The sequence below is a fragment of the Bacillus infantis genome (assembly GCF_008180445.1).
GTDB lineage: Bacteria > Bacillota > Bacilli > Bacillales > Cytobacillaceae > Bacillus_AB > Bacillus_AB infantis_B.
In genome coordinates this window covers 95,165-121,929 of the sequence record NZ_VTER01000007.1, presented here as the reverse complement: position 1 = coordinate 121,929, position 26,765 = coordinate 95,165, and the positions used below count along the sequence as shown (strand labels likewise).

Here is a 26,765-nt window from a genome sequence, read left to right as displayed (position 1 = left end):
AAAAACATATTCCAGCTTGGACAAAATATTGGAAAATTCCGTGCTTTCCGGGTTCACATAAACAAAAGAGACTGCCCATGGAAAGGCAGCCCCCTATTATTCAGCTGAAAAAAGGATGATCTTCGTTGATAAGAATTCTTTCTATTTTCCTGGCAAGCCCTGTTTTCCGGTCCAGTTCAACCGATACAGCGCTAAGCTGGTCCCTGCCTTCCGTCGGCACCTCAAAACGGACTGGAAGATTTGTCATGAACCTTTTCAATACAGCTTCCTTCTCAACACCCAGGATTCCGTCATAGGGGCCAGTCATGCCCACATCGGTGATAAAGGCTGTCCCGTCAGGAAGAATCCGGTTATCTGCCGTCTGGACATGTGTGTGCGTGCCGACCACTGCAGATACCTTACCATCGAGATACCAGCCCATTGCCTGCTTCTCGCTTGTCGCTTCTGCATGAAAATCGACAAAGATGAAGGGAGTGCGCTGCCGCGCTTCCTCGATGAGCTCATCCGCTTTTTTAAACGGACAATCGGATGGCTGTAAAAAGGTCCTGCCCTGAAGGTTGATAACAGCCACTTCATCATTGTTCACCTTTAAATAGACAATGCCTTTGCCAGGGTTATTATCCGGGAAGTTCGCAGGCCTGATCAGATATTTCGCACTCTCAATAAACTCGAAAATCTCTCTGTTATCCCATGTATGATTGCCAAGGGTCACCGCCTGCGCACCTGCTTCCAAAAACCCCCGGTAAATCTTTTCAGTGATTCCTTTTCCGCCTGCAGCATTTTCACCATTAATAATGGTCACCTGTGGACGGTACTTATCTTTCAGTTTGGGCAGATATTCTTTTACCATGTCACGCCCGGGAGAACCAACTACATCTCCAACAAACAAAATATTCATACAGCAAACCCTTCCTAACTTCAATTTCTTCACTTTTATCATTGTAACACAAAAAGGATGATTTCCATTCGTATCGTTACGGCAAAAAAATAAAGCAGCGCCGAAGCACTGCTTTATTTTGCGTATTCAACGGCTCTCGTTTCACGGATGACCGTAACCTTGATATGTCCTGGATAATCAAGCTCTTCTTCAATCTTCTTGCGTATATCCCTTGCGAGCCTGTGTGACTCAAGGTCATCAATCTGATCAGGCTTAACCATGATCCTGATTTCCCTTCCGGCCTGGATGGCAAATGATTTCTCGACCCCATCATAGGATTCGGAAATCTCCTCCAGTTTTTCCAGACGGCGGATATAGTTTTCAAGTGTTTCCCTTCTCGCTCCAGGCCTTGCTGCTGATAAAGCATCTGCTGCAGCAACAAGTACAGCGATAATGGATGTAGGCTCTGTATCGCCATGGTGGGAAGCAATGCTGTTGATGACAACCGGATGCTCTTTGTACTTAGTCGCAAGCTCAACACCGATTTCAACATGGCTTCCTTCTACTTCATGGTCGATTGCTTTACCGATATCATGAAGCAGGCCGGCGCGGCGGGCAAGCGTTTCATCCTCGCCAAGCTCAGCAGCCAGCAGCCCTGAAAGCTGGGCAACTTCCATTGAGTGTTTCAGCACATTCTGTCCGTAGCTGGTACGGAATTTCAGGCGGCCGAGAATTTTGATAAGATCCGGATGAAGTCCGTGTACGCCGACCTCAAAGGTCGTCTGCTCACCGATTTCACGGATATGCTCGTCCACTTCGCGGCGCGCTTTATCCACCATTTCCTCAATCCTCGCCGGGTGAATACGTCCATCCTGAACTAATTTTTCGAGAGCAAGCCTTGCTGTCTCACGGCGTATTGGATCAAACCCGGATAAAATGACTGCTTCCGGAGTATCATCGATGATAAGATCAATTCCGGTAAGCGTTTCGAGTGTACGTATATTACGTCCTTCACGGCCGATGATACGTCCCTTCATTTCATCATTAGGCAGATTGACCACTGATACGGTCGTTTCTGCAACATGGTCTGCAGCGCAGCGCTGAATGGCCAATGACAATACTTCCTTCGCCTTCTTGTCTGCCTCTTCCTTTGCGCGGTTTTCCGTTTCCTTCACCATTATGGCAATATCGTGAGCAACTTCCTGCTCGACCCGATCTAAAATGATGGATTTTGCCTCTTCACGAGTTAAGCCTGAGATGCGTTCCAGCTCAGATTGCTGTGCTCGTACCATCTCGTCCACTTTGCTTTCCATCTCTTCAATATGCTGTTGTTTTTTGTTAAGAGAATCGTCTCTTTTCTCCAGGATTGATTCACGCTTATCAAGCGATTCATCTTTCCGGTCAAGATTCTCCTCTTTTTGCAGTAAACGATTTTCTTGTTTTTGCAGCTCATTTCTTCGATCACGAACTTCTTGTTCAGCTTCAGTCCGAAGCTTGTGAATTTCATCTTTTGCTTCCAGCAGGGCTTCCTTCTTTGAAGCATCAGCTTCACGCCTTGCATCCTCAAGGATTTGCTCAGCAGCGTTCTTAGCTCCTGCAATTTTTGCTTCGGCAATCGATTTGCGAATAAAATAGCCAACAACTGCACCGACGACTAGGGCAAGCAAAATGGAGATGACTAATAAAATATCCATCATTTCACCTCCTCTTGCTATGAACTTTTTTGTGTTACGTTTCTAAAGTGTCGGCATGTACGTTGTTTAAGATCAACATACAGCACTAAGGCTTTAAACGTTTTCAAATACTCATAAAAATGTAAAATATACAATATAATTGTAAAGCTGTGGATTTTTATTGTCAAGGGTTTGTCCTTGCAGCTTTTTTTAATATTTCGGACAAGTCTGGCAACTGTGCCGGATGTATCCCCCATTTGACGTATCCCATGCCAAATGAGCTGCCCTTTGTTTCATTCTAACCTCAATAAAAGCAAAAGGCAAAGCCTGTGGCTTTGCCTCAAGTGATCAGTCAATCAGTTCGAAATGCTCCTGATCCTGATCCTGGTTTTCTTCTAATGTCTTCTCCTCATCAAGACCATAGTGGTCGCGGATCTGCTTTTGGATAGTCAGCCTTAAATCAGGATTCTCCTTAAGGAACTGTTTCGCATTCTCACGCCCTTGGCCCAGTCTCTCTTCATTGTATGAATACCAGGAGCCGCTCTTCTGGACAATATCCAGTTCAGAGCCCATATCAATGATTTCGCCTTCTTTTGAGATGCCTTCCCCGTACATGATGTCAACTTCTGCGACACGGAATGGAGGAGCAACCTTGTTTTTGACAACCTTGATTTTTGTTTTGTTTCCGACCATTTCATTGCCCTGCTTTAACGTTTCAGCACGGCGCACTTCCAGACGTACGGAAGAGTAGAACTTAAGAGCACGGCCGCCTGGAGTGGTTTCAGGATTTCCAAACATGACTCCGACTTTTTCACGAATCTGGTTGATAAAGATGGCGAGCGTCCTTGATTTATTGATCGCACCAGATAATTTACGAAGGGCCTGGGACATAAGGCGGGCCTGGAGACCGACATGGGAGTCGCCCATTTCTCCTTCAATCTCTGCTTTCGGTACAAGTGCCGCTACTGAGTCGATGACAAGGATATCGATGGCACCGCTTCGTACAAGGGCTTCAGCAATTTCAAGCGCCTGTTCCCCGGTATCAGGCTGGGAAAGCAGCAGTTCATCAATATTTACGCCCAGCTTTTGGGCATATACAGGATCAAGGGCATGCTCAGCGTCGATAAAGGCAGCTTGTCCGCCGTTTGCCTGCACCTCGGCAATCGCATGAAGGGCAACAGTCGTTTTACCAGAGCTTTCCGGACCATAGATTTCGACTATGCGCCCCTTAGGGTAGCCTCCGACACCAAGTGCAACATCCAGCGCCAGGGAGCCGCTCGGAGAAGTTGAAATTTTGCGGTCAGTCTGCTCTCCAAGCTTCATGATCGAACCTTTACCAAATTGTTTTTCTATTTGCTTTAAAGCCATATCTAATGCAGCTTGACGTTCACTCACTAGTGATTTCCTCCTTTATATATAAAGAAAAATATGCATTGCATATTACAAAATCTATCTCAAAGAACCTATCTTTACTATATACTTTTTCCGCTTGTTTGTCGAGTAAAAAGTCGAACATTCATTCGTTTTTTTTGAGAGGGATATTGATGGGTAAATACCCCGGTTCCCTCAAGAGAAAACTCTTTTCTGAAGCCTCTTTTAATACTGAAACGGCAAAACGGGAAGCTTTCTGAATATTGAAAGGGAAGTTAAGGAGTTTCGCAGTTTGCCATATTGCCAGATCAGTTATCTGACTAACGGGGCGGAATCGTGAAGGAATGGTTTTAAAATCAGGCAGTCTTTTCCTAGATTGAGTAGCCGGCAAGCCTTAAAATAAACGGAGAATTTCCGGTTATACTGCTGAACAAGGCCCGGCTGGGTGTAAATAAGCGGAAAAATTCCGGTTAAGCGGATTGAAGTTGGCCATTTTCCTGTTTTTTGAGATGATAGCAGGAAATTCTCCGTCTATTTGAACTGTTTTTTGAGTGTTTATGAAAATAGGGGGAATTCCTGTGCTTATTTTTCAACCTGTCACTGATTCCCTCATAAAATCCGGGATGTTTCTCCGCTCTTTTATGGTCGGGAGAGGAGAAAAAACTTGCTCTTAAACTGCTTTTCTTAATGTTGCTCTAATTGAATAAGAACAGGACCGTTCAAAGTAGATCTTATACCAGAAAAATAGAAAACAGGCCATATTCCAGCGGCCTGTTTCCTTTTATATCTCTTCCAGCTCTTTCATTAAGAAATGGCAGCCGTACTTCACCGATCTTGATCGGTTGGCTGCACGCGATCCGCCGAGGTTCAGCTTCTCCACATGTGCCGGCCTGCCTTTGATGGCTATCCCGATATAGACCGTGCCGACTGGTTTGCCTTCAAGCTCATCCGGACCGGCTACCCCGGTAAAGCTGATCCCAATGTCGGCGCCTGTCAGGGAAGCTGCATTTTCAGCCAGTTCTGAGGCACAGGCTTTGCTGACAACGCCATCTTTTTCAATGGTTTCCTTTTTTACCTTCAGGACTTTTTCCTTTACTTCGTTCGTATAGCAGACAACTCCGCCCTTAAGAAGGCTTCCCGCTCCAGGTATGGAAGTGAATTCCTGCTGGAACATGCCGCCTGTCAGACTTTCCGCACAGCCGATCGTCAAGCCCTTTTCCTTCAGACGCTTTGTCAGCTCATTCATTAAGGAAGTGTCATCATAGCCGTAGAAAAATTCGCCTGTCCTGCTGAGTATCTTCTCTTCTGCCTCTTCTATCAGCTGCAGTGCCGCATCAAGGCTTTGATGCTTGGCTGTCAGCCTCAGGGTCACTTCCCCGTCTGCAGCGAGGGGCGCTATCGTTGGATTGGACTGGCTGTCAATCAGGTCCTCGATTTCTGTCTCAAGCATAGCTTCCCCGATCCCGAAGAACCGGAGCACCCTTGAGAGGATTTTGTCCTGGGAATCCATCCTGGCAAGCAGTGCAGGGTGGCCGTATGCGAGGTACATCGGCTCCATTTCCTTTGGAGGGCCGGGAAGGAGCATATACGTTTTAGTCCCTTTTGCATATACCATTCCAGGTGCCATGCCATGGTCATTCGGAAGCACTTCAGAGCCTTTAAGTACAATAGCCTGCTTCCGGTTGTTCTCTGTCATCACCCTGCCGGTCCTTTCGAAATACAGCTCGATCTGGCGGAGCGCGTCTTCATTGTGGACAAGCTCGGCGCCCAGATGCTCTGCAATGGCCTCTTTTGTCAGATCATCCTTGGTCGGGCCGAGGCCCCCTGTGAAGATGACCAGATCAGAGCGCTCCTCGGCTATCCCGATCGCCGCTTTAAGCCTGGAGGGATTGTCTCCAACAACTGTATGGTAAAACACATTGATGCCGATATCCGCCAGCTGCCTGGAGAGGAATCTGGCGTTTGTATTGTTGATCTGTCCAAGCAAAAGCTCTGAACCCACCGCAATGATTTCTGCATTCATATCCTTTGTCCCCTCCTGTTGACGCCTCATCTTACATCTCTTGCCTATTACTTGGAATTGATGAAAGCTGCTCGATTTTTATAGAAATAATCCCAGCCTGACCAGATTGTAAAGATCATCGCCACCCAAAGCGCAATGTCATCGAATGGCACTGAAATTAATTCAAAGATGATGTTATGCAGCAGGAGTGCCGAAATGGCGACAATCTGCGCCCATGTTTTCACCTTGCCAAGCATATTGGCTGCCACAACTTCCCCTTCGCCTGCAAGGACAAGCCTGAGGCCTGTAACCGCGAACTCACGGCTGATAATGACGATGACAATCCAGGAAGCTGCCAGTTCAAGGTCGACCAGTACAATCAAGGCTGCTGATACAAGCAGCTTATCTGCGAGCGGATCAAGGAACTTCCCGAGATTGGTGACCATGTTCAGCTTCCTCGCGTAATAGCCATCAACCCAGTCTGTTGCAGAAGCAATGATAAAAATCAAGGCTCCGACAAGATGTGTGACAGGCATTTCAGCCCCTAAAAAGGCTGCCTCCCCCCATGAGAAGGGAACAAGCATCACAATTAAAAAAAGCGGAATCAAGAAGATCCTTGATACGGTAATTTTATTAGGCAAGTTCATTATGTACCTCCAAAAAGCTATGTAGTTTCGGCAGACTTGCGCTAAAGGCGGAGAAAACATCCATGCCCCCAGAAAAGTCTTACTCTATAGTTTTACAGCAAAAAAATAAATATAGCAATTTTTTCACTTTTTTATCGGGCTGAACCTTCTTTCTTTGGCCGCCGGGAGAAAAAATAGCCATCACACGGATGGCTATTCTGTCGTTTTTGTGTAGCGGATGGTAATATCCTGCTTTACACTCTGGGAAGAAGGAATAGCATATTCCAGCTTCTGGTCATTGATATACAGTTCAGTCTGGGAGGTGTTTCCAACTACGAGCACAGCCTCAGACTCTTTCGACAAATCGATTGTCTGGCTTCCGCCAGAACCTTTTAAAAGCATTCCCTCAAAGAAAGAATAGCCTTTGCCATTTTTGATGCTCACCCAGGTTTCGCCTGTGCTGACCACTTTCAGCACGAATTGATCAGCATTCTTCACTTCATATACAGTATCATTGCCAGCTGACTCGACGACAGCAACTTCCTGTGCAGGCGGTTCCGGCTTTTCTTCTTCAGCCGGCTCTTCTTCCTCAGCAGCACCATCGCCTTCTTCCTGGCCTTCCTCTTCCTTAGGCTCTTCTTTTGCAAGATCATCCGACTGTCCGTATTCAACACCCTGCGTATTGCCGTTATCGGCCGGCTCACCCTCATCTTTCCCGTTGTTTGCCATAACGATGAAATAATAGAGAAGCGCGATGACGCCGACAACAAAGACGCCAATCAGTATTTTCGGGAGAATGTCTGCCAGCTTGGAGCTGCTGCCTGAAATATTTTTCCTGGTCTGAACCCTTGATAGCTTTTCCGGTATGTCATCACTTGCAGCGGTGACAGGGATGTCATTCTTGTACTGCTCAAAAAGCTCTTCCGGATCTATGCCGACAGCCTCGGCATATTGCTTGATGAATGCCCGGACATAGAATTTGCCCGGCATCATGCTGTAGTTTCCTTCTTCAATGCCTACGAGATAGCGCTTCTGGATCTTTGTCGCTGTCTGAAGATCCTCAAGGCTCATGCCTCTTTCGATCCTCGCCTCTTTTAAATGATTGCCTAGTTCTGTCAATACAAACACCTTCCACCTTACTAAAAATCAAATCCTCCAAAATCAGTCCCGGAGAACATATCATTATTCTCAACCACATCATACTTGATCTCTTCATTGTGATCATGGCGCAGTTCAATAATATAATCAAAATCCTCCATCGAATATTCTGTGTTCTGTACAAAAATATCCGGATGCTCAACGACCTTGACTGCCGGAAGGCGCATGATTTCCCTCACCAGCTGCCAATGCCTTTCATTTGCCCTTCTGGTTGAAACGATCCCATCAATGATAAACAGATTATTTTCATTGTATTCGTCCTGAATCAGCTGATTCCGGATCGTCTGCTTAAGCAATGTCGAGGACATAAACAGCCATCTCTTGTTGGCGCAGACACTTGATGCCACGATCGATTCTGTTTTGCCGACGCGGGGCATGCCCCTGATGCCAATCAGCTTATGTCCTTCCTGCTTGAACAGCTCTGCCAGGAAATCGACGAGCAGCCCCAGCTCATCCCGGACGAAACGGAACGTTTTCTTATCGTCTGCGTCCCTCTGTATGTATCGGCCATGGCGCACCGCCAGCCTGTCCCTCAGCTTCGGTTCCCTGAGCTTTATTACCTTTATTGTGTCCATTGTATGTAAAATAGACTCCAGTCTTTGGATTTGTTCATGATCTTTTGCAAGGATCAGCAATCCCCTTCGCCCTTCATCAACTCCATTGATGGTGACAATATTAATCGAGAGCATTCCAAGAAGCGAAGAAATGTCACCAAGCAGACCAGGCCGGTTTTTTTGTATTTCGTATTCAAGGTACCATTCCGTTTTTTCTTCCATAGGTAAACCTCCCAGATCGTGACAAATCCGACATTTTCCTGCATATTTTTGTCTAGCTTCTATAATAAATGATTTTCCCTGAAGATGAAAGAAAAAACCAATGTCTTTCGAATCATTCCTCATATTTTTTCATTGACTGCAAATCAGCCTCCAAATGCAGAAAAAAAGAGAGGTTTGGCCTCTCTTTGGAATGAATCTGTATGGAAAGTTCTATTGCTGCTGTGTTCCGTCGTCCTGAACAAGCTTGACCATCATATTGGCAATGGCATGCTGCTCTTCCTGGCTTGCCACTGACCATAGATCAGCCAATACCTTTTCCTGATCATTTTGCGGATCAACCTGTTTTGCAAGATAGTCGCCGATCTGATAAGCAAGGTCATTGACCACATCTTTGTTCATGCCTTCATTCTGGGCATGGTGAAGACGGTCACCCAAGAAATCCTTCCAATGATTCCAGTTATCCAATACAGACATTGTTCGTACCTCCTTGTAGTATAGTACAAAGTTATTTTGCTTACAGGAGGGGCAAAATATGCATCTGTCTGTAATTTTACATGTACCAGCCGCCATTGATTCCCAGCACCTGGCCAGTGATATAGGAAGATTCTTCAGAAAGCAGGAAAGCTGCAGCATTCGCAACTTCTTCTGGTGCTGCCAGCCGCCCCATCGGTATTTCTTCCTCTATCTCCATTATTTCCGATTCACTGAATGATTCCATCATCGGTGTTTTTACAGCACCAGGGGCTATCGCATTCACTCTCACCCCATTTAGGGCGACCTCCTTGCTCAAAGCTTTCACAAAAGCGATCTGCGCACCTTTTGCTGCTGAATAGGCTGTTTCACAGGCGGCGCCTGCCTGGCCCCAGATGGAAGATACCATGATGATGCTGCCATGGCGCTTTTGGATCAATTTGGGCAGCAGCTCCCTGGTAAGCGCATAAGGAGATAGTACATGCACCCGCATCAGCCTTTCGAGAATCTGGTCGTCTGTATCTTCCAATAACCCATAAAAGCCTGCCCCGGAATTATGGATGATCGCATCCAGGGAGAAGATGCTGCCAGCGATTTTCTTATAGCCGAGAGGATCTGCCAGATCACCCTGGACCGGTATATATTCCCCTTCGAATCTTGCGAGCTCCCTCAGCAGTTCATCAATGGCCTCTATGTTCCTGTTATAGTGCAGGTAAAGCGAGTGCCCCTCTCCAGCAAGCTTGAGGGCAATTGCCCTTCCTATGCCTCCGCTCGCACCGGTAATCAACGTAAATTTCTTCATTTTCTGTCCCGCTCCCTTTTCCACAATGACAGAAAGCGCCGGAAACCGGCGCTTTCCTTTTTATTTGGGAACAACCTGGCAGACAGTAAATCTGTCCTCAGACAGAAAAACATTTGCTGTCTCTTTCAGCTGTTCTAAACTGATCTTCTCGATTTCAGGCACCACTTCGAACAGGTCCATACCATTGAATGCATAACGGGTGAACTGGTTGGCGATATATTCAGGCGAATTGACGGAACGGAGAAATGCCCCGATCTTTTTCTTTTTCGTCCTGTCCAGCGCTTCCTGGCTGAATACATCGCCATTCTTTGCTTCAAGCAGCATGCTCCTCAATGTGCCGGCAAGCTGATCCGGATCGCTTGTGTCGCCTCCGAGCATCGCAAAGCCGAATCCCTGCTCCTGTGTGTAATCATACGAGAAGGTTTCATCAATAAGCCCTTCCCTGTACAGCGTTTCGTAATTTTTGGAGCTTTTGCCGAACAGGATATCCAGCATAACATTCAGCGTCAGTTCATGCTTCAGCATCTCAGCGCCGTCCTGCTTCACATTAAGCGCTTTGACACCCAATAAGCATTTCGAGCTTTGCACATTCATCTTCAGAACCTGCTTCTTCTCCGCAACACCGGTCATTTCCTGCTCAAAACTGCGTTCGATTGCCGGCTGGTCACTATATTCCTTTTTCTCCTGATTGCTCCTGATCTGCCCCATGATCGCTTCAGGATCCACCGGACCGGTAACAAACAGCAGCATATTGCTCGGGTGGTAGAAGGTGTTATAGCATTCATACAAAAGATCCTTCGTAATATGGGAGATCGATTCCACTGTCCCGGCAATGTCAATTTTCACAGGATGGTTCTGGTACATATTCTGGATGAGGCCAAAATAAAGGCGCCAGTCCGGATTGTCATCATACATGGTGATTTCCTGCCCGATGATGCCTTTCTCCTTTTCTACGGTCTTTTCCGTAAAATAAGGATCCTGGACAAAGTCAATCAGTGTCTCCAGGTTCCGTTCAACGTCTGAGGTGCTGGAAAACAGATATGCTGTCCTTGTGAAAGAGGTAAATGCATTGGCAGAAGCGCCCTGCTTGCTGAACTGCTGGAAAACGTCGCCATCCTCTTTTTCAAACAATTTATGCTCAAGGAAGTGGGCGATGCCATCAGGAACCTTTACCAGCTCCTCCTGCCCAAGCGGGACAAAGTGATTGTCCACAGAGCCGTATTTGGTTGTGAAGGTAGCATAGGTTTTGTTAAAGCCCTGCTTCGGCAGTATATAGACATCAAGGCCATTGGCCATTTTTTCGTAATATAGTTTTTCTTTCAATTGGTCAAAAACGATCGTTTCCATTTATTCGCCCGCCTCCGTTCCTGTTAAGAAATATACGGTATCCATGCTGATTTTCTTTGCTGCGGCGACAATATCTTCTTTCGTGGCTTTGTCCATCTCATCCATCCACAGGTCAAGGGAAATTTCCTGGCCGGCAACTGCGTTATGATAAAGGATCTCTGTCATCCCCCTGGCAGTGTCGATTGTTTCAAGCAGCTGATTCTTGATCACTGCCTTTGTCTGTGCCATTTCTTCTTCCGTAAAGTCGCCGTTTACCATGGCTTCCATCTGGTCTTTGATTATGCCGACTGCCTGGTCATAATTTTTATTATCGATGCCGGACATGACCATCATCAATCCTTTATGGCTTTCAAGCCTGCTGGCGACGTAATAGGCAAGGCTTGCTTTTTCCCTGACATTGATAAACAGCTTGGAATGTGAAAAGCCGCCGAAAATGCCGTTGAAAACCTGGAGGGCGTAGTAATCTTTATCTCCATAGAGGATATTGGTCCGGTAGCCTATGTTGAGCTTCCCTTGTTTTACATCCTGGATTTCTTTAACTTCATTCACATCCCCAGCTTCAGCGGAAGAACCGCGCGGAAGCTGCTTAGGCTCTCTCGGAGAGAACTTCAGATACTCCCCGGCCATTGCTTCTACTTCATCAGGATCAACGTCGCCGATCACATAAAAATCGAGCTGATCTTCTGCAAATGCCCGTTCATAATACTGGTAGAGCTTTTCAGGAGTAATGCTGTCGACTTCATCCATTTCGCCGTTGACATGAAGGGCATAAGGCTCCCCTTTGCACATTTCTTCAACAAGCCTGAAATTGGAATATCTCATTTTATCATCAAAGACAGATTGAATCCGCTGCTTTTGCGTCCTTTTTTCCTGTCTGACTGTTTCTTCATTGAATTTCCCATCCTGCGCATTTGGCTTCAACAGGATTTCAGCCAGGAATTCAAAAGCCTTCCTTAACAGAGGTGCAGGATCCGAAAGAAATTTCTCATTGGCGATATCCATTGAAAAAGTAACAACATGGTACTCGCCCTTTTTCGCCAAGTCCACATACAGACTGGCGCCGTATAAATCATCAAGATGCGAGCGGAGAATTCCTGTGGCTGGAAATCTGCTTGAACTGCTCTGCAGGACATAAGGTAAAAGCGCTCTTACAGTCGCATCTTCTTTTTGAAGAGGGGCTTTCATTTTCCAAATCAGTGTATTGGTTTTGAATTTGCCGGTCTTGACTATATGGAGGTCATACCCTTCCATCTTTTTTACGATTTCATCCATAACGGCCATATACATCCTCCTAAATTCCTGCTTTTTTTATCTTATGTAGACGCTGCTCAGGTTATTTTTTAATCTTCTCCATAAAAATAAAACATATTCTAACTATAACGCTTCCTAAATTGAGATAGCAAATGATTGATGCGCAGGGAAGGTATGCCAAAGAGGGTATTTATGTGATAAACAAAGCAGCCCCTTTTATGGAGACTGCTTTTTGATTACACTTATCCGCTATTGGCACTCATGATTTTTTTTGATGGCAGCGTATTCTTCATGATAAGGCCGCTGCTGAAAATGGCCCTGCTTTTCCCGCTGGTTTTGGCCTGGTAAAGCAGGGCATCGGCTTCTTCAAGGGCAAGCTTTGCATTTCCGCTCTTTAAGAAACTGGCGCCAAAGCTCATTGTGACAGGCTGTTTCCCTCCGGCCAAAACCTCCTGAGCCACACTGTCCAGGAGGCCGGTCAGCATGTTAATGACCTTTTCCTCGCGGCTGCCCGGGATAATGAAGGCAAATTCTTCTCCTCCATAGCGGTAAATTCTGCAGCCGTTCAGCTTTTCAGCTCTCATGAAAGTGCTGCCCAGCTTTTTCAGCACTTCATCGCCTTCAAGATGGCCGTAATAGTCGTTGATACCTTTGAAATCATCTACATCAGCTAAAATGATGAAGCACGGCTCCGCTGTTTTTTCTATAGAGTTCAAGTGCTCATGAAAGGCTCTTCTATTGGCAAGCCCGGTCAGGTAATCTGTGTACACCATTCTTTTTAATTTTTCGATCTGAGACTTTTGCCTCAATTCCCTGGCAGCAGCACCACCGGCCAGAATCCCGGTAATCCATAGGATCCCCAATAACAAAAGAAGGCGTTCTGCACCTTGCCCTAAATCTGCCCCGGCCAGAATAGAACCTGAAAAGAACAATGCTGAAAACAGCGCACCTTTAGTGCCCATCCTGATGGCTGCATTCACGGTAAGCAGGATGGCCAGCGGATAAAAGACGGCAGCCCCGTTTCCAGAAAGCATAAACAGGACAGCTGCAGCAATATGGTCGCAGCCAGTCCATACAAGCGCAAGGCGCCTGCTTGCTTTTCCGTTTTTCATAAAGCTTGTACATATATGGGCGGCTGCAATATAGATGAAGGAAAATACGGCAAGGACTGCGGGAAGCGCTGTCTTCTCTGCCTGAAATGGAGCAGCTGGTGAATGGCTTATGAAGAGGACCAGAAGGAGAATGAACCATCTGCTATAGGAAACAATCTTATCTGTATGATAATCATAGGAAAACAAGGATTTTGGCATATGACGGCCCCGATCAGAAATGATAGAATATTAACTATTTAATTTTAAGGCAGGTTTTTCCAAGAGTCAATCTATTCAGTTAATTTTTTCCTTAAATGGCAATCTATTATAACAATTGAAAAACCCGGCCTGCATGACCGGGTTCTGAATGATTATCTTTTTCCTTTTATATATGGAGTACCAAGTGCCTTCGGTGCATCTGCGCGGCCGATGAAGCCTGTCAATGCCAGGATGGTCAGGACATAAGGCGCAATCAGCAGATAAACATTCGGAATGTTCTCAAGCAGCGGCAGGCTGGAGCCCACGATGCTTAAGCTCTGGGCAAACCCGAAGAACAATGCAGCACCCATTGCTCCCAGCGGATGCCATTTACCGAAGATCAGTGCCGCCAAAGCCATAAAGCCCTGCCCGCTGATGGTAGCGTGACCGAAGTCAGAAGAAATGGACTGTGCATAAACACCGCCGCCGACTCCAGCAAGCGCACCGGAGATGACAACTCCGATATAACGCATTCTTGTCACATTGATCCCCATCGTATCAGCAGCCATCGGATGTTCACCGACTGATCTCAGACGGAGGCCGAATGGCGTTTTGAACATCACGTACCATGCGATGATAGCAACGATGATAGCAACAAAGGATGTGTAATAGGTATTGGAGAAAAGGATTTCCCCAATGAATGGTATATCGCTTAATAAAGGTATATCGACCTTGCTGAAGCCCACCTGGATGATATCTGTCTGGCCTTTATCATAGATGAACTTGACAAGGAATAATGCCAGTCCGATTGCCAGCAGGTTGATGGCTACCCCGGAAACCGTCTGATCAGCCCGGAATGTGATGGAAGCTACCGCATGGATGAGGGCGAACAGTCCGCCGACGACCAGAGCTGCGACCAAAGCTAGCCATGGAGTTGCTTTTCCCAGTGAATCAACAAATGTCAGGTTAAATACAATTGCAGTGAACGCTCCTATAACCATTAATCCTTCGAGTCCGATGTTGACAACACCGGAGCGCTCAGAGAAATTTCCGCCCAATGCAGTGAAAATAAGCGGTGCTGCCCATAATAGCGTGGAAGGAACAATGATCAGCAAAATATCCATAAAGCCCACTTATTTCACCCCCTTCTTGCCAAACTTATCGATGACGATTCGAATCATGTAGCTCGCTGCTACAAAGAATACAATCAGCGCGATGATGATATCTACCAGTTCATTCGGCACTCCGGCCTCAAGAGGCATATTCAGTGCCCCTACTTTAAGTCCGCCGAACAGGATAGCTGCAAATACGATCCCGATCGGTCCGTTCGCCCCAAGGAGCGCAACTGCGATCCCGTCAAAACCGACGCCGGTGAATCCGCCTTTGATTGCTGCATAGCCGAAGGTACCCAGACCTTCCATTGCACCGGCAAGCCCGGCAAAAGCACCTGAAATGACCATTGATAAAATAATATTAGAGCTTACATTCATTCCGGCATACTGGGAAGCATGCTGGTTGAAGCCTACTGCCTTCAGTTCATATCCTTTGGAAGTCTTCTCCAGCAGGAACCACATGATGAACACACATACGAGTGCAATCAAAATGCCCCAGTGAAGCCTTGAATAGTCAGTGATGCTTTCAAAGAATGGTGATCTCAGAGTAGCTGACTCTGCGATATTTTCAGTTCTGTCCGCATTGTCAGTCAATACTGAACGGACAATATAGTTTGTTACATGCAGGGCAATATAGTTCATCATGATGGTCACGATCACTTCGTGAACCTTGAACTTAGCCTTCAGCAAGCCCGGGATGAAGGCCCAAAGTGCACCTGCTGCCGCTGCTGCCAGTACAGCAAGCGGAAGATGGATGAACTTAGGGAGATCATCGAAAGCAAGCCCGACCCAGACAGCCGCAAGCCATCCGACAATCAGCTGCCCTTCGACACCTATATTGAACAGCCCTGTCCTGAAAGCAAATGCTACAGCCAAACCGGCCAATATATATGGCGTTACCTGGCGGACTACCTCTCCAGTGTAATACACTTCGCCAAATGCTCCGTTCCACAATGCTGTATAACCGGCAACCGCATCATAGCCTGTCGCAATCATGATGATAGTGCCGACAATAACTCCCAGCAGAACCGCTATTAAAGGAATCATTATATTTTTCAAACGACTAGACATTAGACTTTTCACCCGCTTCCTTTCTTTTCGACCCTGCCATCAGCAGCCCCAATTCCTGCTCAGTCGTTTCAGCCGGATCCACGACCGCTACAATCTCGCCTTCATAAATAACGGCAATCCTGTCGCTGACATTCATGATTTCATCCAGCTCGAAAGAAAGAAGCAGAACAGCTTTCCCGTTATCCCGCTGCTCGATCAGGCGTTTATGGATGAATTCAATGGCCCCTACATCAAGGCCCCTTGTCGGCTGGGCAGCGATGAGCAAATCAGGGTCGCGGTCAATTTCACGGCCGATGATCGCTTTTTGCTGGTTTCCGCCTGACAATGCCCTGGCCTCCGTATACTCAGTCGGCGTTCTGACATCATATTCTTTTATCAGCTTGCGGGCTTTATCGTAAATTTCTTTAAAGTTCAATACCCCGTATTTGGAGAAAGGCTTTTTGTAGTATGTCTGCAGCACGATATTATCGCCAATCGGAAAATCGAGCACCAGTCCGTGCTTATGCCTGTCCTGAGGAATATGGCCGATCCCGCTTTCAGTGATTTTCCTCGGAGACAGATTTCTGATATTTTTGCCATTCAGGCTGATGGTGCCGTCCTCAGCTTTCCTCAGTCCGGTGATTGCTTCGATCAGCTCTGATTGTCCATTGCCGTCAACACCGGCAATTCCGACAATTTCGCCTGCTTTTATCTTTAAATTGAGATTGTTTACAACAGGGACGCCCCTCGAATCTTTAACCGTAAGCCCATTGATTTCAAAAGCAACCTCTTTCGGATCCGCAGCCTTCTTATCTGTTTTGAACGTGACTTCACGTCCGACCATCAGGCTTGCCAGTGCATTCGGGTCTGTCTCGCTTACGTTGACTGTGCCGATGCCGACACCTTTGCGGATGACTGTAACCCTGTCGCAGACCTCCATGATCTCTTTCAGCTTGTGCGTGATCAGGATAATAGATTTGCCTTCCTTGATCAATGTCCGGAAAATCTGGATCAGCTCGCCGATTTCCTGCGGAGTCAGAACTGCGGTCGGCTCATCAAAGATCAGGATTTCAGCTCCCCTGTATAACGTCTTCAGGATTTCAACGCGCTGCTGCATCCCTACCGAAATATCGGATATCTTTGCCTGGGGATCTACGGATAAGCCGTAGCGCTCAGAGATTTCCCTTACTTCCTGTTCAGCTTTTTTAATATCGATTCTCCCGGCAGTTGTTGTTTCTTTTCCGAGGATGATATTTTCAGTGACTGTAAACGTGTCGACCAGCATGAAGTGCTGATGGACCATGCCGATGCCAAGGTCATTGGCTATGTTCGGGTTTGTGATGCTGACCGGCTTTCCGTTGACGCGGATTTCGCCTTTTTCAGGCTGATAGAGGCCAAACAGCACGTTCATCAGCGTCGATTTTCCTGCCCCGTTCTCACCTAAGAGAGCGTGGATCTCACCCTTCTTCAATTGAAGAGTAATATTGTCGTTTGCGACAATGCCCGGAAATTCTTTGCGGATATTGAGCATTTCAATAACGTATTCCATTCTTCCACTCCTCGCACAAATTAATAGAAAATATAGTAGTAAGAGGTCATACCTTAGAAGCTGTAAAAAAATCCGGCAGGTGCCGATTCCTCCGGCCTGCGGCTTTGCATTCCGGTTTTCAAGGTTTCTTAAACATCTATATTTCAGAGAAGATATCTAAAACACTAAGTGAAAGGCAGAATCATTCTGCTCTTCAATTAATGTTCCAGCCTGCAATTTGCATTAAAAAGGAATAAGTGGGCCTTACAACCCCCTTATTCCCTTTTTGTATTATTCAGCCTTGAAGTTTTCCAGCTCAGCTCTTGTACCAGGTACAACAACATCGCCGCTCTTGATTTTATCCTGCCACTCAGTTACAGCAGCTTCAATGTCGGATTTCACAGAAACTTCTTCATTGATTTCTGCAAGGCCTACACCGTCTTCAGCTAAACCGTAAGTAGTGATTTCGCCGCCAGGGAAGTTTCCTTCCATAGCTTTTGTTGAAAGGTCTTTCACTGCATTGTCAACGCGCTTGAGTGCAGAAGTGATGATGACGTTATGGTCGCCGACAACACCTTCAGCTGTCTGGTCGGAGTCAACGCCGATTGCCCAGATTTCTTTAGAAGGATCTTTCTGCTTAAGGTCGCGTGCTTCTTTGAATAGTCCGTTACCAGTTCCTCCGGCAGCGTGGAAAATAACATCTGCTCCAGAAGAGTACATCTTAGCAGCAATTGTCTGGCCAAGTTCAGCTTTATCAAATGCGCCAGCGTACTGTACATCTACTTGTGCTTCAGGGTTGATCGCCTGTACACCTGCAAGGAAGCCGGATTCGAAGCGCTCGATAACTGCTCCTTCAATACCGCCGATGAAGCCGATTTTGTTTGATTTAGTTGTTAGGCCAGCTGCGATCCCGGCAAGGAAAGAAGCTTCCTGCTCTTTGAAAAGGATGCTTGCAACGTTAGGCTGCTGTACTTCTGCATCAACGATCGCGAAGTGTGCATCTTTCTGCTGCTGAGCGATTTCATCAACAGCTCCCTGCATCATGAATCCGATACCGAACACTACATCAAAGTCCTGGCGAACAAGGTTGTTCAGGTTTGTTGCATAATCAGCGTCTGATTGTGACTGAAGATAGTCAAAGCCGCCTTTGCCTTTTTCCAGGCCGTTTTCTTCACCAAATGCCTTAAGACCTTCCCAGGCAGATTGGTTGAATGATTTATCATCAACACCGCCGACATCAGTTACCATTGCAACAGAGAATGCTTTTTCTTTGTCTGTGCCGCCTTCACCAGTTGCATCGTCTTTTTCATCATTGTTTCCGCATGCACCAAGAATCGTGCCGGCTGCAAGAACAAGTGACATCGCCAAACCAAATTTACGCTTTTTCAAGGTTTGTACCCCCCAAGGAATTTGTTTGAAATTTTAGCAGGAATATTCTGAAAAACAGATTTGTTTTCGCTTTCACTTCCGCAAAAAAATTATATTCTCCTGCGAAGGACATGGAAGCTGAACTTGTCGGCCTTAAAATAATTCACCGAGTAAAGGACTGGTTCATCCATTTCGTCGTAATGCATCTGCTTTAACACAAGCAGTGCAGTTTCCGGTTCACATTCGAGAATCGGGGAAATCTTCTCGTGGTAGCCGATCGGTTCGATCTGGGCAACGGCATAGGTGATTTTTTTATTGGCTTCTTCTTCGAGCACATTAAAAATCGATTCCTGGTCGTGCGTGAAGCTTTCCGGAAGAATCTTTTCCGGCAGCTTGTCCACACAGTAGACCACAGGCTCCCCATTCGCTGTCCTGACCCTTTCGATAACCACAATCCCTTCCTCCGCTGAACATGAGAAACGGCGCACATCCTCTTCGGTCGGCCCCTGAGTGACTGAGCTTAAGAATACGGTTCCTGGTTTCATCCCTGCCTGCAGAATCATATTTGTCACGCTGTTAAGCTGCTCGATTCCTGAAGTGAAGAGAGGCTTTGCATTCACAAAGGTTCCTACACCATGCCTGCGGATAATCACGTTTTCTTCTTCAAGAATACGGAGCGCTTCACGCAGTGTAGCTCTGCTTACTCCAAGCTGCTTTGCAAGGTCAAATTCAGAAGGAAGCTTTTCTCTTTCTTTATAGAGCCCTTCTTCAATGTCCTGCTTTAATCGATCGATGACTTGCAGGTATAGATGCCGGTTATCTGACTTAATTGACATGCAGGGTTCCTCCAACCTTTGTTCTCAAGACATCAGACCTCTGATGTTTAATGATTCCTACTAATCGAAAATACTATAACACTTTTTATTTAATAAATAAATAGAATTTCGAGAATTTGTCGAAAAAAGGTGGTTTGAATCCCTTTATCAGAAAACACTTAAAAATCACCCGATTCAGAAACGGCAATACTAGGAAAAACCATTCTTTTTTAAGCGCTTTCCTGTTATTTATTCCCTAACTAAATTGAAAGTTCTTCCATTGTGCAAGACTCGCTGACTATAAAAACAGTGCCGGCCCTCCAATATTATGAAAGCGCTTTTAATAGTATAACCTTATTCGCTGCTGTTCTGCTATCTTTTTTTAAGCTAAAAAAAACCGGCCACCCTGGACCGGTCTTCTTCCACTTATGAACTTGCTTCCTCTGATGCCTTGGCAACCAGGACCGCCCTTGGCTTGCTGCCTTCGTATGGTCCTACAATCCCCCTCAGCTCCATTTCATCAATGAGCCTTGCCGCCCGGGTGTAGCCGATCCTGAAGCGCCTCTGAAGCATGCTGACGGATGCAGTCTGCATCTCCACAATCAGCTCCACCGCTTCTTCGTAAAGGTCGTCATCAACCTCTGACGCTGTTTCCGGCACATCATCGGGGATCATCTCTTCCTGATACTGCGCTTTCTGCTGGGAAATGACGAAATCGACTACCTCTTCTACTTCTTCATCAGAAAGAAAAGCGCCCTGGACCCTGACCGGCTTAGAAGCGCCGACAGGAAGGAAGAGCATATCCCCCCGGCCAAGGAGTTTTTCCGCGCCGCCCATGTCCAGGATGGTCCTGGAATCTGTCATGGAGGATACAGCAAAAGCGATCCTTGAAGGAATATTCGCCTTGATGACCCCTGTGATGACATCTACAGATGGACGCTGGGTCGCGATGATCAAATGGATCCCTGCGGCCCTCGCCATCTGTGCGAGCCTGGTGATGGCATCCTCAACGTCCGAGGACGCCACCATCATCAGGTCTGCCAGCTCGTCCACAATGACAACGATATAAGGCAGGAGGGGCTGCTGTGCCTCTTCTTCTGCATTATGGCGTTTAACATGCTCATTATAGCCTTCAATGTTCCGGGTCCCTGTATGGGAAAATAGTTCATAGCGCCGCTCCATCTCACTGACCACTTTTTTCAGCGCCTGTGACGCTTTCTTTGGATCGGTGACAACAGGTGCCAGCAGATGGGGTGCACCGTTATACACATTCAGCTCGACCATTTTCGGGTCGATCATCATCAATTTCACTTCATGCGGCTTGGCGCGCATCAGGATGCTTGTGATAATGCCATTGATGCAGACACTTTTCCCGCTGCCCGTTGCCCCGGCAACAAGCAGATGGGGCATCTTATTCAGCTCAGCCAGGACAGCTTCGCCGGTGATATCGCGGCCAAGGCCGATCATCAGCTTGCTGTCCGGCCTGTCGTTCTGCTTGGATTCGAGCACTTCACGCAGGGACACCATGGCAACCTCTGTATTCGGCACTTCAATCCCCACCGCAGATTTGCCAGGGATCGGCGCCTCGATCCTGATTCCCTTTGCTGCAAGGGCAAGGGCCAGGTCATCACTTAAACTTACAATTTTGCTTACCTTCACGCCCACATCGGGATGGACCTCATACTTGGTTACTGCAGGACCCAAATGGACCTGAGTGACCCGGGCCTTAACCCCAAAGCTCTGGAAGGTGCGCTCAAGCTTGGCGGCATTGGCATGTATCTGTTCATACTCACCGCTTTGATCCGCCTGCCTCGGCATAGTGAGGAGGCTCAGCGGAGGAAGCTCATAGTCGATATTCTCCACATTCTCCACTTCCGTAAAAGTGATGGCTGGTGCAGACTCATCCTCTGCTGCCTCTTCGCCTCCTGTCTTGGACTTTCGCTTTGCGGCATCCTTCACGGGTTCAGGCTGCTGCTGGTATGCCCGCTCAGCGAAGCTTGAAATGATCGGCTCAGGCGAAGGCTCTTCTTCAGCCGGCAGCGGCTGGGCCATATTGACGGACGGTTCAGGCTCCCGCTCTTCGGCTGACTGGCGAAGCTCTTCCTGCCTCTGCCTCCGCTCATCGCTTCTTTCACGGAACTTCCGCTTCGATTCCTTCATATCTTCCAAAAACGCTTCCCATTGCTTTTTGATGAAGCCCCAAATGGAGATGAACAGCTTGCCTGCCGCTTCCCCAAAGGTCTTTCCGGTCAGCAGCACGAGCCCGATTATAATCAGTAATGCAGCAATCAGCTTTGTGCCCGCTTCATCAAACAAAAAGTAAGACATCGCAAACAGCACCGAGCCAACCATCCCGCCGCCGAGATCGGTCGTGCTCGTTTCGCCGCCTGCCTCCATCCAGAATAGCTCCCATGTGTTGCCGATGACGCTCGGATCTTCAAACTTGCCGCCGTTTGAAAGCAGCTGGAAAAGTGTCACATGGCTAAGAAGAAGCATGGAAGCGATGACCAGGTACAGCCCCATCAGCTTTGTATGGAAAAGATACGGCCGTTCCCTTTTCCACATCAGATATCCTCCATACACAGCCATCCCCAAAAGCCCCAGTATGTACCATTCTCCCATGAAAAAACGGAAGAACATGACGATCGATGTCCCGACCGCACCGAGTTTTGCTATTGAAATCACTGACAGGGCAATCATGATCAATCCAGTCAGTTCATATTGCACGGTTTTTTTCAGTTTTTCTTTGCTCTTCGATTGCCTTCTTTTTCTTTTTGCCATTTCATCACCCTGTACTGCAGATTTCTATCCTGATTCATTATTGCCTCAGCCGGCATGCGGCAGACGTCCGACACTCACCTTAAAAACAAAGAAAACCCGGCAGACTGCCGAGCCCTAAAAAGGCGGAGCATAAACGGAACTGCCCTTTCTCCATCCCGGCAATCCGGCCGCACCGCTGCTTCCTTGAAAGCCGCAGCATTACAAGGAAAGCAGCCATATGGCTGCTCTTAGTATTATAACAATATTATAGCATATAGCCCGGATTTTGGGTTATACTATTGTAATTTTAGAACCGGGCATGCATCTATCATCCAGAAAATGATTCGGGTCTGTGCTCATGACCCTGATCACTGTATATTGCTGGGGCATATCACCGACAGCTTCGGCAAGCACAGGTATCCCTTCAAAAGAAAGGAATTTCTGTCTGGCAAACGCGCTTTCTTCCGGCTGGAAAATCAATTCCTGGGGCATCGATGTGTATAAAATCATTGCACCAGCCCCTCTTCCTTGCCTTTGTTCAGGTCAATCAGCTCATTCAGCTTCTTAAGGGCAGGCCCGACACCGCCGACTGCATCAATCAAGCCGCAGGATACCGCATCTGCACCGACAACATTCGTTCCAATATCCCTTGTCAGATTCCCTTTTGCAAACATCAGGTCCTTGAAATTCTGTTCTGACACCTTTGAATGCCCCGTTACAAAATTGATGACCCTGTCCTGCATCTTATCCAGATATTCAAAAGTCTGCGGCACCCCGATGACCAGTCCTGTCAGGCGGATCGGATGGATCGTCATCGTGGCCGTTTCCGCTATAAAACTATAGTCGCAGGATACAGCAATCGGAACACCGATGCTATGGCCGCCTCCAAGCACGATTGATACGGTCGGCTTCGAAAGGGAAGCAAGCATTTCAGAAATGGCCAGCCCGGCCTCCACGTCTCCCCCCACTGTATTCAGGATCACAAGCAGCCCTTCAATTTTCGGGTTTTGCTCTATTGCTACAATCTGGGGGATCAGATGCTCATATTTCGTCGTTTTATTTTGCGGCGGCAGCTGAAGATGCCCTTCGATTTGTCCGACAATCGTTAAACAATGAATGGTTGTATCCTGCGAAAGCTGGGGCACATTTGTCTGGCCCAGCTGCTGTATTTTTTCCATCAGTGCAGATGGTTTATCTTCCTTGGGCTGTTCCGGGCTTCCTCCGCCTTCATTGGCATTTTGAAAAAAATTCTCATCCATCCTGTATTCTCCTTTCAAGGCTTAATATCGTTAGTATGGACGCCAATGCCTTTTTCATTCCGGCACAGCCAAAAAACGGGCAATTCTTTCGCGCGGGAAGATTTACAGTTTTAATCAAAATAAAGGCCATGAAGCAGCTGCTTCATAGCCTCTAGACATATGCTGTAATCTATTGCTTCACTTCCATGATGATCGGCAGGATCATCGGACGGCGCTTTGTTTTTTCGTAGAAGAATTGATTGAGCTCGTCGCGCATATCCTGTTTGACAGCAGCCCAGTCAAAACTTTCTCTCTGGGAGCCGCGATGGACGATTTCCTTGACCATATCGGCTGCCTGAACCAGCAGCTTTTCAGATTCCCGCACATATACAAAACCGCGTGAAATGATTTCAGGCCCAGCCGCTATCTGCTTATCATGGCGGTTCAGCGTCACGACAACGATCAAGATCCCGTCCTGTGAAAGCAGCCTTCTGTCCCTCAGGACGATATTCCCGACATCACCAACGCCGATCCCGTCAATGAGTACATTTCCTGCCGGCACCCGGCCGCTTTGCTTGATTCTGCCATCCTTGATCTCAAAGACATCCCCTTTTTCAGGAATCAGGATCGAGTCCTGGCTGATCCCGCATTCTGCCGCTAGCTTTCCATGCGATTTCAGGGTTTTATATTCTCCATGCACAGGGATGAAATGTTTCGGCTTCATCAGATTGATCATGAATTTCAATTCTTCCTGGCTTCCATGGCTTGATGCAGTGGCACTGTTCTTTCCTGTGATCACGGTCGCTCCGGCCCTGTAAAGCATATCCATCGTCTTATAGATGAACACTTCTCCCCCCCTGATCGGGGCAGCAGCGAGGTAGACGGTGTCACCCTCCTGGATCGTCACCTGCCTGTGGGTCCTTTTCGCCATTTTCTGCAGCGCTTCGATCGGCTCGCCCTGGGAGCCGGCCGTCAGGATGACCACTTCATGGTCCCTGAAGCTGCCAAGCTCTGATAAAGGTATGAGGATGTCATCTTTGACAGCCAAATAACCGAGCTGGACTGCCAGGTCATATACCTTTTGGATGCTCTTCCCGGCCACGGCAACTTTCCTGCCGCTTTCCTCTGCCGCATCGAATATATGCTGGATCTGAATTAAATCAGAAGCAAAGCAGGCTGCGATGACCCTTCCTTTTGCGCTGTAGAATGCATGTGCCATCGCTTTTTGCACGACTGCCTCGGATGTTGAGTATCCCGGCCTTTCTGCATCTGTACTGTCTGACAGAAGGCATAGTACCCCATTATCGCCGATTCCGGCCATTTTTCCAATCTCCGCTTTGTACAATTCAGGAGCAGCCTGGTCAAACTTAAAATCGCCGGTGTAGACGATGCTTCCCTCTGAAGTATGGACGCAGATCCCGACTGAATCAGGGATGCTGTGATTGGTCCGGAAAAAAGATACACTCGAATGTTCAAATTCAAGCACAGAATCGGAATTGATTTCAACCAGTTCTGCTTTGCCCCTGTAGTCCTGCTCCTTCATCTTCGCCTTGGCCAAAGCAAGGGTCAGCTTTGTGCCATAGACAGGGACAGATACCTTTTTAAGCACATAAGAAAGAGCCCCAATATGGTCCTCATGTCCATGTGTCAGGAAAATGCCCCGGATTCTGTCTTTATTCTGTACCAGATAGGAAACATCCGGAATCACGATATCAATCCCAAGCATTTCGTTCTCCGGAAACATTAGCCCTGCGTCGATGACAAACAGATCTTCATCCACTACTGCAAGGTACATATTTTTGCCGATTTCCCCGACGCCGCCGAGGGCGATCAGCCTGATGCTTTCATTTTTTCTATTATTCACCTAAAAGCTCCTCCAATGCTGTTTCGGCTGTACCCCGGACAGGGGCGAGCCTTTTTAATATATATAGCTGTATAGCTTAACACGCTTAAAAACAGAAAACGTCCTTAAAACTTTTATGTATACTGACTGCATGGTTCAGCAAAAAAGCATGATGGCGGCCTAAAGCCGGGACCGGCTTAGGAACGGATCTGACAGGCAAACCTATTTCCTAGGATAAGCCATCACTCTTCCTTCCTGAATCCGGAGCAGCCCACACTGATTTCTGGCCTTCCTCACAGCTGGCCTGCTTTATGGCAAAGCAGCCCCTATTCATGGCCGCTTTTATCTATGAAAGAATATTCAAAAAATGTATTGCATAATCGGACGAGTTCAGTTACACCCATTATACTTGATTAATGAATTTTATGACAACCAATTTTATTTTTTCGTTTTGGAGGCAGCGGTCATCTCTTTAGGAAAAGACCGGGAGCAATGCTCTCCGGCCTGATTTAGGATCGTTTTATTTAGTTTTGGAACAAGCTGAGCAGTGCGGCTCTTTCCTGTTCGGTCAGAGGGACAAGCGGCAGCCTTACTGAACCCGTGTCGATGCCCTTCAGCTGAAGCGCAGTCTTGACTGGGACCGGGCTTGGTGCGGCAAAAAGGCCTTCCATGAGCGGAAGGAGCTTATGATGCTTGACAGCAGCTTCTCCGACATTTCCATCAAGGAAAGAAGAGATCATGCTCTGCATTTCAATCCCGATCACATGGGAAGCTACAGAAACCACTCCAGCTGCACCAATCGCCATCGCCGGAAGCGTCAATCCATCGTCTCCTGAATACAGAAGGAAGTCTTCATCCGTGCCGGCAATGATCGCTGTCATGCTGTTCAAATCGCCGCTCGCTTCTTTGACAGCCTTGATGTTAGGAATCTGTGACAATCTGATCACTGTTTCCGGAGCGATATTAACTACAGACCTTCCCGGGATATTGTAAACCATGACAGGCAGGGATGTGCTTTCAGCAACCGTTTTGAAATGCTGGTACAATCCTTCCTGGTTTGGTTTATTATAATACGGAGCAACGACCATAACGGCATCCACACCGATCTGCTCCGCTTTCTTTGTCATTTCAACAGAAGCATACGTATCATTGCTGCCTGTTCCTGCAATGACAGGGATTCTTTTATCGACAACTTTGACAACATGCTTGAACAGAGCCAGCTTTTCTTCTTTTGTCAGTGTCGGCGATTCCCCTGTTGTGCCGGCAACCACGAGGGAATCTGTTCCGTTCTCGATTAAATGGTTGATAAGCTGCGTTGTTTTTGTAAAATCCACATGGCCTTTTTTATCAAAAGGCGTCACCATTGCTGTAGAAACTCTTCCAAATAGAACCATTCTTTACAACTCCC

22 protein-coding genes are annotated in these 26,765 nt (G+C 47.2%); all 22 read right to left on the bottom strand.

The annotated features are described in order from the left end of the window. Window positions 1-100: 100 nt before the first annotated feature. Window positions 101-898, bottom strand: a complete 798-nt coding sequence (locus tag FZD51_RS14620; protein ID WP_148975456.1) for a TIGR00282 family metallophosphoesterase — start codon at window positions 896-898, stop codon at window positions 101-103. 113 nt (window positions 899-1,011) lie between these two features. Further along, the gene (gene rny, locus FZD51_RS14615; RefSeq protein WP_009791524.1) at window positions 1,012-2,574 is read right to left on the bottom strand and encodes a ribonuclease Y; all 1,563 of its coding nucleotides are present in this window, start codon (window positions 2,572-2,574) and stop codon (window positions 1,012-1,014) included. Between the two features lie 324 nt (window positions 2,575-2,898). Next, window positions 2,899-3,945: a recombinase RecA gene (gene recA, locus FZD51_RS14610; protein WP_148975455.1), complete on the bottom strand. Its 1,047-nt coding sequence runs from the start codon at window positions 3,943-3,945 to the stop codon at window positions 2,899-2,901. A gap of 757 nt (window positions 3,946-4,702) precedes the next feature. Continuing rightward, window positions 4,703-5,944: a competence/damage-inducible protein A gene (locus tag FZD51_RS14605; RefSeq protein WP_148975766.1), complete on the bottom strand. Its 1,242-nt coding sequence runs from the start codon at window positions 5,942-5,944 to the stop codon at window positions 4,703-4,705. A gap of 47 nt (window positions 5,945-5,991) precedes the next feature. Further along, a complete protein-coding gene (gene pgsA, locus FZD51_RS14600; RefSeq protein ID WP_009791529.1) occupies window positions 5,992-6,570 on the bottom strand; it encodes a CDP-diacylglycerol--glycerol-3-phosphate 3-phosphatidyltransferase in 579 nt (192 codons plus the stop codon). 192 nt (window positions 6,571-6,762) lie between these two features. Then, window positions 6,763-7,668: a helix-turn-helix domain-containing protein gene (locus FZD51_RS14595; protein WP_148975765.1), complete on the bottom strand. Its 906-nt coding sequence runs from the start codon at window positions 7,666-7,668 to the stop codon at window positions 6,763-6,765. Window positions 7,669-7,688: 20 nt separating this feature from the next. Next, window positions 7,689-8,483, bottom strand: a complete 795-nt coding sequence (locus FZD51_RS14590) for a YmfK family protein (RefSeq protein ID WP_148975454.1) — start codon at window positions 8,481-8,483, stop codon at window positions 7,689-7,691. A gap of 210 nt (window positions 8,484-8,693) precedes the next feature. Further along, window positions 8,694-8,957, bottom strand: a complete 264-nt coding sequence (locus FZD51_RS14585) for a DUF3243 domain-containing protein (protein ID WP_148975453.1) — start codon at window positions 8,955-8,957, stop codon at window positions 8,694-8,696. Window positions 8,958-9,033: 76 nt separating this feature from the next. After that, entirely contained in the window at window positions 9,034-9,756 is a 723-nt protein-coding gene (gene ymfI, locus FZD51_RS14580) for an elongation factor P 5-aminopentanone reductase (RefSeq protein WP_148975452.1), read from the bottom strand. Window positions 9,757-9,816: 60 nt separating this feature from the next. Next, window positions 9,817-11,103: an EF-P 5-aminopentanol modification-associated protein YfmH gene (gene yfmH / locus FZD51_RS14575; RefSeq protein WP_148975451.1), complete on the bottom strand. Its 1,287-nt coding sequence runs from the start codon at window positions 11,101-11,103 to the stop codon at window positions 9,817-9,819. Next, window positions 11,104-12,384 (bottom strand): EF-P 5-aminopentanol modification-associated protein YfmF, encoded by a 1,281-nt coding sequence (yfmF, locus tag FZD51_RS14570; RefSeq protein WP_148975450.1) that lies wholly within the window; start codon window positions 12,382-12,384, stop codon window positions 11,104-11,106. A 212-nt stretch (window positions 12,385-12,596) separates the two neighbouring features. Further along, complete coding sequence (locus FZD51_RS14565) at window positions 12,597-13,664, bottom strand: GGDEF domain-containing protein (protein WP_148975449.1); 1,068 nt, start codon at window positions 13,662-13,664, stop codon at window positions 12,597-12,599. Window positions 13,665-13,816: 152 nt separating this feature from the next. Beyond that, window positions 13,817-14,776, bottom strand: a complete 960-nt coding sequence (locus FZD51_RS14560; RefSeq protein ID WP_148975448.1) for an ABC transporter permease — start codon at window positions 14,774-14,776, stop codon at window positions 13,817-13,819. Further along, window positions 14,777-15,826 carry an ABC transporter permease gene (locus FZD51_RS14555; RefSeq protein ID WP_148975447.1) on the bottom strand — a complete coding sequence of 350 codons (1,050 nt, stop codon included), beginning with the start codon at window positions 15,824-15,826 and terminating at the stop codon, window positions 14,777-14,779. Next, window positions 15,819-17,354 (bottom strand): ABC transporter ATP-binding protein, encoded by a 1,536-nt coding sequence (locus FZD51_RS14550; protein WP_148975446.1) that lies wholly within the window; start codon window positions 17,352-17,354, stop codon window positions 15,819-15,821. The genes FZD51_RS14555 and FZD51_RS14550 overlap by 8 nt, the downstream gene beginning before the upstream one ends. A gap of 270 nt (window positions 17,355-17,624) precedes the next feature. Next, window positions 17,625-18,722 (bottom strand): BMP family lipoprotein, encoded by a 1,098-nt coding sequence (locus FZD51_RS14545; protein ID WP_148975445.1) that lies wholly within the window; start codon window positions 18,720-18,722, stop codon window positions 17,625-17,627. A gap of 89 nt (window positions 18,723-18,811) precedes the next feature. Beyond that, window positions 18,812-19,537, bottom strand: a complete 726-nt coding sequence (locus FZD51_RS14540) for a GntR family transcriptional regulator (protein WP_009791684.1) — start codon at window positions 19,535-19,537, stop codon at window positions 18,812-18,814. A 405-nt stretch (window positions 19,538-19,942) separates the two neighbouring features. Beyond that, window positions 19,943-22,297 carry a DNA translocase FtsK gene (locus FZD51_RS14535; RefSeq protein WP_148975444.1) on the bottom strand — a complete coding sequence of 785 codons (2,355 nt, stop codon included), beginning with the start codon at window positions 22,295-22,297 and terminating at the stop codon, window positions 19,943-19,945. Window positions 22,298-22,567: 270 nt separating this feature from the next. After that, entirely contained in the window at window positions 22,568-22,786 is a 219-nt protein-coding gene (locus FZD51_RS14530) for a YlzJ-like family protein (protein ID WP_009791636.1), read from the bottom strand. Next, window positions 22,783-23,535, bottom strand: a complete 753-nt coding sequence (locus FZD51_RS14525; protein WP_148975443.1) for a ClpP family protease — start codon at window positions 23,533-23,535, stop codon at window positions 22,783-22,785. The genes FZD51_RS14530 and FZD51_RS14525 overlap by 4 nt, the downstream gene beginning before the upstream one ends. 169 nt (window positions 23,536-23,704) lie before the next feature. Then, a complete protein-coding gene (locus tag FZD51_RS14520) occupies window positions 23,705-25,378 on the bottom strand; it encodes a ribonuclease J (RefSeq protein ID WP_148975442.1) in 1,674 nt (557 codons plus the stop codon). 503 nt (window positions 25,379-25,881) lie between these two features. After that, window positions 25,882-26,751, bottom strand: a complete 870-nt coding sequence (dapA, locus tag FZD51_RS14515; protein ID WP_148975441.1) for a 4-hydroxy-tetrahydrodipicolinate synthase — start codon at window positions 26,749-26,751, stop codon at window positions 25,882-25,884. Window positions 26,752-26,765: the final 14 nt, after the last annotated feature.